Annotated in this window: 13 protein-coding genes; 6 read left to right on the top strand and 7 right to left on the bottom strand. The window is 40.6% G+C overall.

What is annotated here, in order from left to right:
• Position 1: 1 nt before the first annotated feature.
• The 5 genes from zwf to CWC17_RS19575 all read right to left on the bottom strand — a co-directional run bounded on the left by zwf (position 2) and on the right by CWC17_RS19575 (position 7,368).
• The gene (gene zwf / locus CWC17_RS11730; protein WP_055016278.1) at positions 2 to 1,474 is read right to left on the bottom strand and encodes a glucose-6-phosphate dehydrogenase; all 1,473 of its coding nucleotides are present in this window, start codon (positions 1,472 to 1,474) and stop codon (positions 2 to 4) included.
• Positions 1,475 to 1,741: 267 nt separating this feature from the next.
• Positions 1,742 to 3,388, bottom strand: coding sequence for a glucose-6-phosphate isomerase (gene pgi / locus CWC17_RS11725; protein WP_138612993.1), 1,647 nt, complete (start codon positions 3,386 to 3,388; stop codon positions 1,742 to 1,744).
• Positions 3,389 to 3,728: 340 nt separating this feature from the next.
• Positions 3,729 to 5,954: an aminotransferase class V-fold PLP-dependent enzyme gene (locus CWC17_RS11720; protein WP_138612992.1), complete on the bottom strand. Its 2,226-nt coding sequence runs from the start codon at positions 5,952 to 5,954 to the stop codon at positions 3,729 to 3,731.
• A 126-nt stretch (positions 5,955 to 6,080) separates the two neighbouring features.
• Positions 6,081 to 7,157, bottom strand: coding sequence for an AI-2E family transporter (locus CWC17_RS11715; RefSeq protein ID WP_138541822.1), 1,077 nt, complete (start codon positions 7,155 to 7,157; stop codon positions 6,081 to 6,083).
• A complete protein-coding gene (locus CWC17_RS19575) occupies positions 7,150 to 7,368 on the bottom strand; it encodes a hypothetical protein (RefSeq protein ID WP_055016282.1) in 219 nt (72 codons plus the stop codon). The genes CWC17_RS11715 and CWC17_RS19575 overlap by 8 nt, the downstream gene beginning before the upstream one ends.
• 147 nt (positions 7,369 to 7,515) lie before the next feature.
• Here CWC17_RS19575 and CWC17_RS11705 point away from each other — a divergent pair, with 147 nt between their 5' ends.
• From CWC17_RS11705 to CWC17_RS11685, 5 genes are read left to right on the top strand one after another with little or no spacing between them, the layout of a single operon-like run.
• Positions 7,516 to 8,181: a hypothetical protein gene (locus tag CWC17_RS11705; protein ID WP_138612991.1), complete on the top strand. Its 666-nt coding sequence runs from the start codon at positions 7,516 to 7,518 to the stop codon at positions 8,179 to 8,181.
• A 1-nt stretch (position 8,182) separates the two neighbouring features.
• A complete protein-coding gene (gene bepA / locus CWC17_RS11700) occupies positions 8,183 to 9,640 on the top strand; it encodes a beta-barrel assembly-enhancing protease (RefSeq protein ID WP_138612990.1) in 1,458 nt (485 codons plus the stop codon).
• Between the two features lie 54 nt (positions 9,641 to 9,694).
• Positions 9,695 to 10,042 (top strand): arsenate reductase (glutaredoxin), encoded by a 348-nt coding sequence (gene arsC, locus CWC17_RS11695; RefSeq protein WP_138612989.1) that lies wholly within the window; start codon positions 9,695 to 9,697, stop codon positions 10,040 to 10,042.
• Positions 10,042 to 10,596 (top strand): NAD(P)H:quinone oxidoreductase, encoded by a 555-nt coding sequence (wrbA, locus tag CWC17_RS11690; protein WP_138612988.1) that lies wholly within the window; start codon positions 10,042 to 10,044, stop codon positions 10,594 to 10,596. The genes arsC and wrbA overlap by 1 nt, the downstream gene beginning before the upstream one ends.
• Entirely contained in the window at positions 10,593 to 11,036 is a 444-nt protein-coding gene (locus CWC17_RS11685; RefSeq protein ID WP_055016287.1) for a DUF2069 domain-containing protein, read from the top strand. The genes wrbA and CWC17_RS11685 overlap by 4 nt, the downstream gene beginning before the upstream one ends.
• A gap of 112 nt (positions 11,037 to 11,148) precedes the next feature.
• Here CWC17_RS11685 and CWC17_RS11680 read toward each other — a convergent pair whose 3' ends face one another.
• Positions 11,149 to 12,486 (bottom strand): ankyrin repeat domain-containing protein, encoded by a 1,338-nt coding sequence (locus CWC17_RS11680; RefSeq protein ID WP_138612987.1) that lies wholly within the window; start codon positions 12,484 to 12,486, stop codon positions 11,149 to 11,151.
• A gap of 209 nt (positions 12,487 to 12,695) precedes the next feature.
• Positions 12,696 to 13,289 (bottom strand): MlaC/ttg2D family ABC transporter substrate-binding protein, encoded by a 594-nt coding sequence (locus CWC17_RS11675; protein ID WP_004589167.1) that lies wholly within the window; start codon positions 13,287 to 13,289, stop codon positions 12,696 to 12,698.
• A gap of 246 nt (positions 13,290 to 13,535) precedes the next feature.
• Between CWC17_RS11675 and CWC17_RS11670 the strand changes: the two genes are divergently transcribed.
• Entirely contained in the window at positions 13,536 to 14,072 is a 537-nt protein-coding gene (locus CWC17_RS11670; RefSeq protein WP_138541829.1) for an acyloxyacyl hydrolase, read from the top strand.
• The last annotated feature ends 71 nt before the right edge of the window (positions 14,073 to 14,143 follow it).

The raw sequence follows: 14,143 nt of genomic DNA, 5'->3' as shown, positions 1-14,143 counted from the left end.
CTTACGCCTTATCGCCTGTGTTAAACCACACGTGATTGTTTTCAGCTAATAATTCATCAGCATCATCTGGCCCCCAGCTACCAGCACGGTAAAGTGCAGGTTTGCCTTTGGTTTGCCAGCGCTCAATAATTGGATCTATCCACTTCCACGCTTGACGAACTTCGTCACGGTGTATAAATAACGATGGGTTATTAGCGGCAGCATCAAGCATTAAGCGTTTGTACGCATCAGAATGGAAACCATTACTATATGCTTGAGAAAGCTCAATATTCATCGTTACCGGCTCTAATTGCATTTCCAAGTTATCAAGGCGCTTAGACATAAGCGTTAATTGAATTGTCTCTTCAGGTTGCAAGCGAATAACAAGGCGGTTTGGCTCAATATTACCCACGTTTTCTTCATAAATATTGTGCGATACTTTTTTGTATTCAACCACAATTTCTGCACAACGTTTAGCCATACGCTTACCAGTACGAAGGTAAAATGGTACCCCTGCCCAGCGCCAGTTATCAATGTGTGCACGAATAGCCACAAAGGTTTCTGTTTTGCTTGAACCTTCGTTAAGCTCTTCTAAGTAACCCGGTACAATTTTACCGTTTAAATCCCCTGGTACGTATTGACCGCGAACGATATTTTCATCTACGTCACCTTCAAGTAGCGGACGAAGAGCTTCTAATACTTTAAGTTTTTCAGTACGGATGCTATTTGCGTTTAGTTTATTTGGTGATTCCATGGCCACTAAGCACAATAGCTGTAAAAGGTGGTTTTGCACCATGTCACGCAATGCGCCGGCTTTATCGTAAAAACCTGCACGGCTTTCAAGACCTACTGTTTCAGATAAACTAATTTGAATATTATCAATAGATTTAGCATCCCACATGTTTTCAAACAGTGAATTTGAAAAACGTAGCGCCATTAAGTTTTGTACTGTCTCTTTACCTAAGTAGTGGTCAATACGGAAGATTTGCTCTTCGTCAAAAAACTCTGCAATTTTACCATTGATAGCCTCTGCTGATTCGCCGCAATAACCAATTGGCTTTTCAACAACCACACGTGAAGTGGGTGTGATTAAACCTTTCGTTGATAAAATTTCACAACATGTGCCGTAAACAGCAGGCGGAAGTGATAAATAAAATACGCGAGATTTATTGCTGTCGTGCTCATCTAAAATGCCTTTAAGTACATCCCAGTTGTCGTCAGCTTCAGTTACGTTGCTTACTACAGGCACTAAGTAAGTAGAAAATGCTTTCCAATCTTTAGCGTTATATTCGCCTTTACTTAAAAATTCTTTCAGTGCGTTGTGGGCTGTTTCTATGTAGTCAGCGCGCTTACTTTCTTCACGCACTGTAGGCAATATGCGCGAGCCTTCTGGTAAGTTGCCTTCTTGATATGCTCTGTACATTGCAGGTAGCAATTTGCGTAACGCAAGATCACCACCGCCCCCAAAAATTATAATATCAAAAGGATTAAGCATAGTTACTCTCTACGTTTGTAATACCTAAAAGCGACTTCCATAAGCCACTTGGTATGCAGGTTTAGTGCTTGAATGACAGTGGCTCTTAGTGTTAATAAAAGCCTATTGAATGTTTTACGCTAAGTTGTTGTGTTTATTATTTGACTCTTTGCACAATTAAATGAGTCTTAGGAGTCCTGTAAATCCTCTCACAAAAATACAGGCCCTAAGAACTCCAGCGCTACCCGTTCAAAGGTACTCGGTTTGCTTATTACATAAGCGAATATATTACTGCGTACGGTGCTGCTTGTAGTACGCAATTAAGCCATTTGTTGAACTATCGTGCGCATGTTTTACGCTGTCATCGGTTAGTTCGCTTTCAATTTTAGAGGCAAGGCCTTTACCAAGCTCTACACCCCATTGATCAAAAGAGCAAATTTCTAAAATTATGCCTTGGCAGAAAATTTTATGTTCGTACAGCGCAATTAAGCGTCCTACTGTTTTTGCATCAACTGTATCTAGCAGTATAGATGTAGTAGGACGGTTACCCTGATGAATTTTATGATTTAGCAACTCATCAATTTGCGCTTGGGTTTTACCTTTAGCGGCTAAATCTTCTGTGACTTGCTGTGCATCTACACCGCTCATCATTGCTTCTGTTTGCGCTAAAAAGTTAGATAATAAAATATCGTGATGTTTATCTACGGCTATCTGTGGCTTAACTGAGGCAATAAAATCAGCTGGTACAATTACATTACCTTGATGTAAACACTGATAAAACGCATGTTGGCCGTTAATACCGGTCATACCCCAAATAATAGGTACCGTTGTATAAGGTACCGTTTCACCTGAAAAATTGACGTGTTTGCCGTTACTTTCCATCTCACCTTGTTGTAAATATGCAGGTAACATATGAAGCGCTTGGTCATACGGTAAAATAGCTTGCGACGTAAAGCCTAAAAAGCTGGTATTCCAAACACTTAATAGTGCCATAATCAGCGGAATATTTTGCTCAAATGGTGCTGATTTAAAGTGCTCGTCAACTTCAAATGCGCCTTCTAAAATAGCTTCAAACGCGTCATATCCTAGGTATAACGCAATAGGTAAGCCTATCGCACTCCAAAGTGAAAAGCGACCCCCTACCCAATCCCACATAGTGAATACGTTTTCATCGCTAATGCCAAAGGCTGCAGTTTTTTCTAAGTTTGTGCTCACAGCAACAAAATGCTTGGCAATGGCGCTGTCATCTTTTGCTGTTTGTAAAAACCAATCAACGGCCGTTTTGGCGTTGGTCATGGTTTCTGATGTGGTAAATGTTTTCGATGAAATAACAAACAATGTTGTTTCTGGGTCAATTGCTTTTAATACAGAGGCAATTTGAACACCGTCAGCATTAGATACGTAATGAACATTTAAAGTGTCATCAGCAAGTGCTTTTAGCGCTTCGGTAGCCATTTGTGGACCTAAGTTTGAACCACCTACACCAATGCTTACCACATCTTTTACTGTTTTACCTGTGTAACCAAGCCACTGACCACTGCGTACTTTTTCTACAAAGGTTTTAATTTTTGCTAATTCATTATCAACCGCTTTGGTTACATCTTCGCCATCAACAACTAAAGGTGTATGGTCGCGATTACGTAAAGCAGTATGAAGAACAGAACGCTCTTCTGTAATATTAATTTTTTCACCGCTGAACATTTTGTCGCGCCAAGAGGCGATATCGCACTCTTTAGCAAGCTCGATCAGTTGTGCAAAAATAGTTTTATCGATACGTTGCTTTGAATAATCAAACAACACACCCGGAATTTGAGTAGAGAATGCATCAAATCGTGTATCATCTTGTGCAAATAACGTTTTTAGATGGGTGTGTTTCATCTGCGCGGCACTATTTTGTAGTGCTTGCCAACTTGCTAATTGCGAACGATTAGACATGTAAATATCCTCTAAAATATTTAAACTAATGATTTAAAAACAGTTTTAGGTAAAAAGACTTCGCTTATTGCGCTTAGTGCTAGTAAAAAAGCAAGCGCCTAGTATAACGAAAAAAGCAATAAAAATGCTGTTTTTATAATTTATGATGCAGATAATAACGCAATTTTTTACTTTTGACACCGGTATCATAAAAATTTTATGAATTAATTACCCACAAATTTTAACCATTTAACAGTTTAATCAACATTTATTAAATATTCATGAATTACGCATAAAATGCATTGCCTACACTCGCCTCGCTTTATAGGTGGTTAAAACACCCACAAAACTAGGCCAATAATTAGCTTACCAACGCCAAGCCACCCGCTACGTTATAAATATTCGCAAAGCCTAATTGCTGTAAATTTGCCGCTGCAATTTTAGAACGATTGCCACTTCTGCACAGTAATATATAGGTGTGCTGCGGGTTTAACTGGTTTTGGACTATAGCGTTAGCCATACGACTAAGTGAAATATTAAGCGTATTAGCTAAAGGCGCAGCAAAAAGCTCCGCTACATTAATAACACCATGTTCATACGGCTCACGGGTATCAATTAAATACACATTTTTTTGCGTTAGCAACATTTTTGCTTGCGCAAAGTCTAGCTGCTTAGTGTCAGATTGAACCGCCGCTTGAACATAGCCACACAGTTGGTTACTGGTTTGCACATGCAGCTGATCGTGTTGCGCTTTTAGCTGTGCAAATTGCGTCGTACTTATTTCTTTATTTAATAATGGACTAAGTAAAGGCGTTTGTGCACGTACAGTTCGCCAGTTAATGGCAAAGCATTGCTGATAGTCATGCCCCGAACAAATAACTGTATCGTCACTTATTTGCTCGCCAAGGCTAATAAGTGAGTGTGCCATTTGCGTTGCACTGCCCCCTTCAAGCGAAGTATTGCCAAGCCCTGCAGGTAAAATTAAATCCCCGCAAAAACAATAATCAATATGATCTGTGGAGCGCTCTTTTAATAAATAACTCACGCTGTCTTTACTGTGCCCTGGGGTTGGCACTGTAATTAATGTTTTTGTGCCAAGGTCAATGCTATTTTGCATCGCATGCGTTGTGCCCAGTACTTCATTTAATAAAGCCACTGCGCTTGGACGGTCTTGGTGCTTATGCGTATCTAAAATTGCTTTTACATTGAGCTGTTGTGTGCTGACTATTTTTTCAAAGCGCGGTATAAGCTCTAATACGGGGTCAATAATAACGGCGCTATTGTCGTTACTTACATACAACCAGCTACACGCTCCTTTATGCCTAAATTGTGTTAATCCCAGCGCGCACACTTCTTGCTTTGGCGACGCACTGTCAGAAACAATTAAACAGTTAGCCTCTAGCACGGCTTTTAAAGAGCTAATACGTGCATACGCTTGATCTATTTGTGCTTGAGTAGCGGCTGGGCCAAACGAAAGTCTAATCGCATTTTCGCTTTGCCAATCGGTTGCGCCCATTGCATCAAGCACAAAACTGCGTGTTGCGCCTGTGCTACACGCTGAACCACTACTGACTCTAATGCCAGCTGCGTCAAATAAATCAATCACCTCTTTAGAGGTAAGCGTATCGACAGCAAAATTAAGGGTGGTAGGGACAGACTGAGAAAAGTCATGATTAAAAGTAATACCCCCAAAGGTACTTTGCAGCGCATTAAGCAGTTGCGCTCTGTAGTTATTTAATACCTCCACCGATTTAAACGTGTCGTCATTTTTATCTAGCAGCAAATCAAACAATTTATTAAGCCCTGCTATGCCTGGTAGGTTTTCGGTGCCAGAGCGCATGCCGCTTTCTTGCCCGCCCCCTGCTATAAATGGTGTGTAGGCACTGCCATTTTTAATGTATAAAAAGCCAATACCTTTAGGTGCATACAGCTTATGGCCCGAAAATGGGGCATAATCTATACTGGTACTACTAAGTTTAAGTGCTTGTTTACCTAAAGCTTGTACACAATCAACCATCCACGAAACCGATTTATTACGACTACGAATAGCATGCTCAATAGCGTTTAGGTCTTGATAAACTCCGGTTTCGTTATTAACCGCCATAGTACAAATCATGAGCGCATTGTTAATATGTTCACTTATAAAGGCTAAGTCTAAAATGCCATTACTATCAACCGGAATGGCAAGTAACTCAGCGTTTATTCCCAGTACGCTATTCCAATGTTTTAACGTATTAGGCACGGCTTTATGCTCTGTTGCACCATAAAGTAATACAGGGTTTTTAATCGTATGATTTTTAGCATTAATTAGCGTAGAGACAATCGCAGTTTGAATACCTTCAGTAGCGCCGGAGGTAAATAAAATATCGCCATTTGGTGCGCCAATCACTTTACGTGCGTTTTGCCTTGTTTGCTCTAATAAATATTTAGCCTGAATACCGCTAATGTGCGGGCTTGAGGGGTTACCAAAACAAATTTGCATGGTGTGCGACACCACGTCGGCAATACAGGGTAAAACAGGTGTTGTAGCGTTTGCATCAAGATAAACCTGGGCTGCTTGTTCATCGTGCAATAAAAAATCAGACATTAAAAACGCACCTTTATTACTAAAAAATATATCTTATACCCAATAGTACATAAGTTTGTTCACATTGGGTAATAATCAATTAGTAACTTAGGTGCGTTTACTATGCTTTTTTAAACTAAAAATACGTTACTCTGGCAGCTCTTTTGTTATTTCTCCATGGGTGGATGACCATGCATTTATTAGCGCTTTTACGAGCGATGCGAGCGGAATGGCAAAAAACACGCCCCAAAACCCCCATAAACCGCCAAAAAATAGCACTGCAACAATAATAAATACGGGGTTCAAATCAACGGCCTCAGAAAACAATAAAGGCACTAATACATTGCCATCGAGCGCCTGAATGATTCCATAAATTACTAATACGGTCCAAAACTGTGTTTCAATACCAAATTGAAATAATGCCACCGCTGCAACAGGTATGGTAACCAACGCCGCCCCCACAAACGGAATTAACACCGAAAACCCAACCAGCACGCCAAGTAATGCTGCGTAACGTAAATCAAGTACGGTAAAGGCAATAAACGAGGTGCCACCGACAATTAAAATCTCGAATACTTTGCCTCGAATATAATTCATTATTTGCTGATTCATTTCGTGCCACACTTGCAAAATTAACCGTCTCTGTCGCGGAATAAGCGTAGCGGCACTGCTGGTAAGCTCAAGCTTGTCTTTAAGCATAAAAAATACCAGTAAAGGAACAAGTACCAAATAAATAAGCCAAGCCACAACATCTTTTAACGAAGTGAGTGAAAACGAGACAATAACTTGGCCAAATTCGAGCGCCTTGGCCTCTACACTGGCTACAATAGCTTGAACCTGCTCGGCATTAATTAAACTGGGGTATTGCTGTGGTAGGGCCATTAAAAATGACTTACCTTGCTCTACCATGTGCGGGGTTTCTTGTACTAAATTACTGGTTTGCTTCCAAAGCACAGGGCCAATAACCAAAATAAGGGTAAGCATAACCCCGGTAAATATCAGCATAACAATGACCGTGGCGCTAAAGCGTTTTAACCCAAAGCGTTCTAAGTGTACGACCGGCCAATCAAGTAAATAAGCAATTACCAATGCCACTAATACAGGAACAATTAACGCACCAAAAAAGTACAGCAATGCCACTGAGGCAATAAGTAAAAAAAGTAAGGTGACTGAATGAGGATCTGAGAACTTCCTTTCGTACCATGTTTTAACGTATTCAAACATGCAATGGCTCCACTCGTAATAGTCCTAGGTGTTGGTCAAATTTATATGTATATGCATTTTTGCTTAAAAAACGCGTAATATCATCAGCGCTCTCATTGTTATTAATACTAAACGTTATTGCCTGATTTGATGCCTGCGCATTTCGAAGCGCTAATTTAAATTGTACAAACTGTTGTGGGCATTTAAATTTTTTTAAATCGCACTCTAACATAACTACTTTACTCGCCAAGTAAAATGAATAATAAGTCGTATACTGTCGGTCATTCTATTTATAAAATGTGAACAGCAGTAACTTTTTCTTAAAACCATTCCTGCAATGGTTTATCCTTATAGCATAATTAGCAGTAAGGATAAGTTAATGCCTGGCACGCATAATAAAGCTCAACTACCGAGTAATCCAACTCTCAAAGAGATTAATTGGTATAAAAAGCAGATAAACTGGGGAGAGCTTCCGCCTTTTTATCACCTCGTTGCTTCTTCGGTCAGCGAAGCTGAGGGAATATTGGAGCACGGGTTTGATAACGCTGTAAAAAGCCTGCTCAATAGACGCAATTGGAACTTAGACTTACTTGAAGGCTATGAAGATAACTTTGGCGAAATACATACCAAACATAAGCCCCGTATTGCACTACACCAAGTATTTACTGACCGCGGGTTTGAGCTGTGGGCGCAACCCTATGCTAAAGATATTATTATTGATCAATACGTTAAAGATAACCGCTTTATGGAGTTTAAAGTATGGGATCCGCATTCAATGAAAAATCTGATCCGCATAAATCAGCTCCATAAGTTTATTGGCTTTTATTTTGAGCGCGGCGATAAGGCCGATAAAGCCATTATTTTACATGCACATAAGGTAGTACATAAAATTATTAAATTTTTGCAGCAGGAATTGAACGTTGTAAAGCTTGATGGAGTCTCAATAAAAGAACTCTACCAATTGTGCGAAAAAGACAGCCGTGCAAGCAGCGACGAAATTGACATAGCAAAAATTGCCATTGGTGAACAAATAAACAAGGAATAAAATGCAGCTAAAATCAGCCTTTATCACTTTATGCAGCGCCGCGCTTACCTTTAGCCTACTCTTTAGTGAGCCGTTAAAGGCACAAACAAACTTTACGCTACCCGATTTAGGCACGTCTGCGCTACAAGTTTTGCCACTTGAAAAAGAACAAGCCATTGGCGAAGTGATGATGATGCAAATAAGAGGCTCATCACCTGTGGTAAACGACCCTGTTTTAGACGAATACTTAACCACACTTGGCCGTAAACTAGTCGCTAATGCAAACGACGTGCGTTTTCCTTTTTCGTTTTTTTGGGTCAATAACAACGAAATTAATGCCTTTGCTTTTTACGGCGGGCATGTTGGTGTGCATACTGGGCTTATTGCGCAGTCAGACAACGAAAGCCAGTTTGCCTCTGTACTTGGACACGAAATAGCGCACGTAACTCAGCGCCACTTAGCGCGTCGTATTCAGCAACAACAAGACAACAGTGCACTGACTATTGCAGGTATGATAGCCGGTATATTAGCAACAGTGGTGGCCCCTGATGCGGGCATTGCTATTATTTCGGCTAACCAAACCCAAGCTGCGTTTAGCCAACTCACACACAGCCGTGCCGCCGAGCAAGAAGCCGACAGAATTGGTATGCAAACCCTTAATAACGCTGGTTTTGATGCGCGTGCTTCGAGTGAGTTTTTAACTAAACTTGCAGCGCAAATAAGGTACAAATACAAGCCACCCGCTTTTTTACTGACCCACCCATTGCCAGAGAGCCGCGTGTCTGACGTACGCCTACGTGCAGAGCAATACCCTGTGCGTCATTTAAACCCAAGCCTTGAGTTTAATTTAGCAAAAAGCCGTGTACTCGCCCGTTATGCCAATAAGCCTGAAAACGCCGAGGCGCTATTTAGAAAGTTAATGCGTGAAAACACTTACAACAACACCGCGCTTAAATATGGCTTGGGTATAAGCTTGCTTGACCAAGACAAACTCGATGAAGCCGCAGAAATATTAGAGCCACTACTTGCACAAAACCCTAAAAATTTATTTTATATCGATACCCATACCGATTTGCTCATAGCGCAAAAAAAAGCCGACGAAGCTGTAACGTTTTTGGCTGAACTAAACAACTATCGTCCTAACAACCAAGTTATTACTTTAAACTATGCAAATGCGGCATTAGAAGCTGAGCAGTTTGAATTAGCGGAAAACATTTTAAAAAGTTTTTTACTTGAAAAGCCCGACCATAACTTAGGCAAACAGCTTTTAGCCGACGCCTACAAAAAACAAGACAAGCTCGCTGCTTATCACGAAGCCAATGCAGATGTGCTTGCCCAATATGGTGCTTACATTAAAGCCGCAGACGAAATCCAAAAAGCGCTTAACTTCGTAGAACCCTCAGAGCTGGTTAAACAGCAACGTTTAAAAGCCTTGCTTACTCAGTATCGCCGTTTACAAAAAGAGCTTGCAAGACTTTAAGTCTGCAAGCGCTTGCCCTAAAATAGTGGCAAATTACATTTTGGAATTAATTGTATGTCAGTGACTATTTATCATAACCCGCGTTGTTCAAAGTCGCGTGAAACCTTAGCATTACTTGAGCAAAATAATGTAACTCCCAGCGTAGTAGAGTATTTAAAAACACCGCTTAACCATGAACAAATTGCAGAGCTTTTAGAACAACTAGGCTTTAGCTCAGCACGCCAGCTGATGCGCACAAAAGAAGATGCATACAAAGCGCTTAACTTAAAAGAAGAAACCAACGAGTCAGCGCTAATAAATGCCATGGTAGACAATCCTAAACTTATTGAGCGCCCTATTGTACAAAACAATGGTAAAGCAGCCCTTGGCCGTCCGCCTGAAAACGTATTAAGCGTATTATAATGACAACCCGCATTGTTGTACTGTATCACTCAAGCCATGGCTCGGTTGAGGCTATGGCGCACGAGATAGCCGAATCTATAGAGCAACAGGGTGCCACAGCGGTATTGCGTACTTTTGTGGCTAAAAATCCGCACGATATAGTCATTACAAAAGATGATTTAATAAATTGTGACGGCCTTGCTTTTGGTACACCTACCCGCTTTGGCATGATGGCATCGCAGGCAAAAACCTTTTGGGAAACCACCAGCGATCTGTGGCTAAAAGGTCAATTAATAGATAAACCAGCGTGTGTGTTTTCGTCCTCAAGCAGTATGCATGGCGGAAATGAAGCCACCTTACTTAATTTATCATTACCGCTGCTACACCACGGCATGATGTTATTAGGGGTACCTTACGAAGTACCAGAGTTACTAGCTACGCAAACCGGCGGCACACCTTACGGGGCTACGCATGTAGCCGGCAGTAGTAATACAAATACATTAAGTAAAGATGAAATTAAAATATGCCAAAGCGTTGGTAAACGCCTCACTCACATTGCGAGCAAACTTCAATGAATACTGCAAACACCCCAGCTAAAAAGCCAATTACTGTAAAATTTCAGCGTACTGCTATTTTTGGCTATGTGGGTTTATTACTTTTATTACCTTTGTGGATGTACTTTGTCCCGCCGCTAAACGGCAACGCAAGTTTTGTATCGTTGTTTGTGCCTATTATACCTTTACTATTACCCCTTAGAGGCTTTATTAAAGACAATACTTACACTTACGCTTGGGCCAACTTTGTCGTTATGCTGTACTTTATACACGGTTTAACCATGCTATGGGCTGCGCCTGATGAGCTAATATGGGTGTTATTAGAGCTTGTGTTTGCCTCAGCGATGTTTGTAGGCTGCACCTATTACGCAAGGCACCGTGGACAAGAACAAGGCTTAAAAATACGTAAGCTTAAAGAAGAGCTCGCAGAAGAAAAAGCCGCTAACGAATATACTAAATAATACTAATTTCGCAAAATAAATTATTTAAGCTGAAATAACAGCTTATACATACAAAAAACGCGCTTAACATAACAATGTAAGCGCGTTTTTTAAGCTTTTAGTCTGCTAAGCGTTATACCAATTCGCTCAGCGCAGCAAGTGCAACGATACTGGCTAATCCAAGCTGAGCTATTAAACTCAATAACGAAAAAACACGCAGAACAAATAATCCCCACGGGTGCTTTATATGAGGATAAAGCGCACAGCGTTTTAAGCTTGCCGCAAAGAAAAAACACACCGATGCAATCAGTGTAAAAATTAAAGTCAGCTCACTTTTAATAGCAATGCTTTCATCAAAAAAGAAATAGAGCTGAAGTGGGAATAAAATAGTCACAATGGCGTGTAAGGCATGCACCTTTTTAATGCGGTTAAACTGCCCTTCAGGCGAAAGCTCTTTTATACCAAAGTCGCGCTCAAGGCATTTAACTAAATTGGTTGCTTTAATACTTACCGCTAACCGATAACAACTTAGGCCCTCGTTATTGCGTGCTCTAAAGTCGTAACCTGCTTTTAGTAATAACACCATAAGGGTTTCATTTTTGGCTAACACCGCATAGTGCAAGGCTGTATTGCCTAACGTATCTTGCGCTTTTTGATCCTGTTTTGCCAGCAGGGTTTCTATTACGTTTACATAGCCCTTTTCGGCTGCCCACATAAAGGCTGTTTTATTGTTTTCATCGGCCAAGGTACCGGTAGCGCCTTGCTCGATAAAGCGCATCGCCATGGTTTGCTTAGCACCATTTTGGCTTAAATGAGCTAGTAATGCTTTTTCAAGCAATACTATAGAATCAACATCAGGCGAAACTTGTGTTAACAGCGTAAAATAGTCTTTCCCGTTTGCTACTTTTTGACTGGCAAGTTCTGTAAGCTCATTTAAATCCGCGACCGATTCAGGTAAAAAAGCGCTTAAACGGTCTCTAAAATCAACCTCTTGCCACAGCGCCAGTGTGTCGTGTGCACTTAATTTACTGCCACTGTTCAGGGCATGTTCAATTAATGAAAAATAACGTTTACTAAATAATAAGCTAAACAAAGAAAGCGGCGTATCAAGAGCATTTTGCGCCGCCACGCTGGCGTATTTTTCTAAGCGCTGGCACAGCATTAACGCCATAGATTCGTTGGTGTATTCGTTATCTAAATAATGATTTTTAACAGCAGCAATGTAAGCATGCGCATCTTCATCATATTCACTAATATGCTGAAAATAACACTCTTCAAAGGGTTCAAGCGGGGTTAACCATATCAAATAGTAAATGGGTGGTAGCACAGTGGTGCATACACCGTCATCTTCAATAGTAGAACGACATGCAGGCCAAGCTTCTAAAGCATCTAAAATAAAGGCACCGTTTTGTTCTACAAGTCCTTTAATAAGTAATGGGTATTCCTTTGGCCAAATCAGTACATTTTCCATTAAAACAGCACAACTCCAGTGTAGCTTGATGAGGGGTCAGTTATAGCAGTTTTTAGCTGACACCACGCTTAATCGACGTGGTGATATTCTATCACACCTTTTTTTTGCTGCGAGCTTAAAGTAGATGAATATTAAGAAAATATAAAAGCAGCCAATACACTCAAGTGCGGCTGCTTTTGTGGTTGGAGGGGGTCTTAATCAGGAAGGAACTATTTATTTTTTAGTTCAGTAATTACTTGCTCTAAACCGACATCAGAAATACGTTGAATGATCTCTTTTTGCTTAGCACTTAATAGCGAAATACCTTCGGCAACAATGTCGTATACTTTCCATTGCTGGTCTTTTCCTTGGCGAAGCTTAAAATGCAGGTCAATCACAGGCGCGTTTGGCTCAATAATTTGCGTTTTAACCGTGGCGTACTCAGAGTCGCTTTTAGCGGTATCTTGTTCAAAGACTACTTGTTGCCCGGTGTACTTCATTAGCGCACCTGCGTAAGTGCCTGTTAAATAATGCTCTACCGCATCAATAAAGCGTACAGCTTGCTCACGCTCAATGCCTTTTATGTGTTTTCCAAGCAATTTAAACGACACAAACTTAATATCTATGTTTGGCATTAAACGCGTCTCTACAATGCGCGCCATATCGGCTTTGCTTGCATCACCTTGTGCATTTACTTTTGCAATATCGCTAAAAAGCGTATCGGCAACGCCCTCAAGCATATGTTGAGGTGACTGTGCAGTTTGCGCAAATAACGCGCTGCTAAAAAAAGCAGCAGCAATAAAGATAGTGTTAAAAAGTTTCATGAGCGTGACCATGTGTGTGATTAAGATGTGGCTAAATTACGCGATTTTAAATCACAAAAAAAGACACAAAAATGCACCTTATTAATGCCAAAACAGCACCAATAAAATAAACTATTTAATTTCAGTCAGTTAAGCATCCCTTGTTAACACCCCATAAACAAGCGGTATTTTGTCCTCATTGAAAATGTAAATATCCCGCCCTTATCATTTAATTACTCATTCGACTCACACACCAATTTGGCAGTTATGAAAACGGTATATAAAACTTTCACTATTACTTTATTTTTAATTATTTCTGTATGGGGTAACTTTGTATTTGCGCAGTCTAATCATGGTTACGCCGTAGATATGCTCAAAGGCGAAGGCAACGTAAATGGTATTAAGCTAGCTTATCAATATCACGCTCCTAGTTTGCAAAACTTAGTGGGCGATGCGCGCTTTTATTTTGAAACCAGCGTTAATATGTGGCAGTACCGCCATGGTGACAACTCGCAATCTAATCTTGTGCTGGCTATGTCGCCTGTGCTGCAGTTTCCTGCTTTTAGTTTTCACAATACCCCGTTTTATATTGAAGCAGGTATTGGTGTATCGCTTATTGATGAAACTAAATTTGCGGGCAAAAACATGAGCACTCACTACCAATTTGAAGACCGCATAGGCCTAGTTGCAGACTTTGGCCACACTAACGTAGCGCTTCGGGTTATTCATTACTCAAACGCCGGATTTAAAGCCCCTAACCCGGGTTTAAACTTTTTAACTCTTTCGGTGGCAAGGCGTTTTTAACCTTCATTTGCATCTAGTATCAATTTGCTACTTAATCATGTTAAGTATTAAGCTGAATTGAAATAACTAGC

The organism is Pseudoalteromonas sp. S3785, from assembly GCF_005887365.1.
Taxonomy (GTDB): domain Bacteria; phylum Pseudomonadota; class Gammaproteobacteria; order Enterobacterales; family Alteromonadaceae; genus Pseudoalteromonas.
Note: the sequence above shows the minus strand (reverse complement) of the source record. Positions and strands in the feature narration are given on the sequence as shown.

Coding starts and splice junctions, on each gene's coding strand:
- pgi (WP_138612993.1), bottom strand. CDS start 3,388: ATGTCTAATCGTTCGCAATTAGCAAGTTGGCAAGCACTACAAAATAGT.
- CWC17_RS11675 (WP_004589167.1), bottom strand. CDS start 13,289: ATGAAACTTTTTAACACTATCTTTATTGCTGCTGCTTTTTTTAGCAGC.
- CWC17_RS11720 (WP_138612992.1), bottom strand. CDS start 5,954: ATGTCTGATTTTTTATTGCACGATGAACAAGCAGCCCAGGTTTATCTT.
- CWC17_RS11680 (WP_138612987.1), bottom strand. CDS start 12,486: ATGGAAAATGTACTGATTTGGCCAAAGGAATACCCATTACTTATTAAA.
- bepA (WP_138612990.1), top strand. CDS start 8,183: ATGCAGCTAAAATCAGCCTTTATCACTTTATGCAGCGCCGCGCTTACC.
- CWC17_RS11670 (WP_138541829.1), top strand. CDS start 13,536: ATGAAAACGGTATATAAAACTTTCACTATTACTTTATTTTTAATTATT.
- CWC17_RS11715 (WP_138541822.1), bottom strand. CDS start 7,157: ATGTTTGAATACGTTAAAACATGGTACGAAAGGAAGTTCTCAGATCCT.
- CWC17_RS11705 (WP_138612991.1), top strand. CDS start 7,516: ATGCCTGGCACGCATAATAAAGCTCAACTACCGAGTAATCCAACTCTC.
- wrbA (WP_138612988.1), top strand. CDS start 10,042: ATGACAACCCGCATTGTTGTACTGTATCACTCAAGCCATGGCTCGGTT.
- CWC17_RS11685 (WP_055016287.1), top strand. CDS start 10,593: ATGAATACTGCAAACACCCCAGCTAAAAAGCCAATTACTGTAAAATTT.
- CWC17_RS19575 (WP_055016282.1), bottom strand. CDS start 7,368: ATGTTAGAGTGCGATTTAAAAAAATTTAAATGCCCACAACAGTTTGTA.
- zwf (WP_055016278.1), bottom strand. CDS start 1,474: ATGCTTAATCCTTTTGATATTATAATTTTTGGGGGCGGTGGTGATCTT.
- arsC (WP_138612989.1), top strand. CDS start 9,695: ATGTCAGTGACTATTTATCATAACCCGCGTTGTTCAAAGTCGCGTGAA.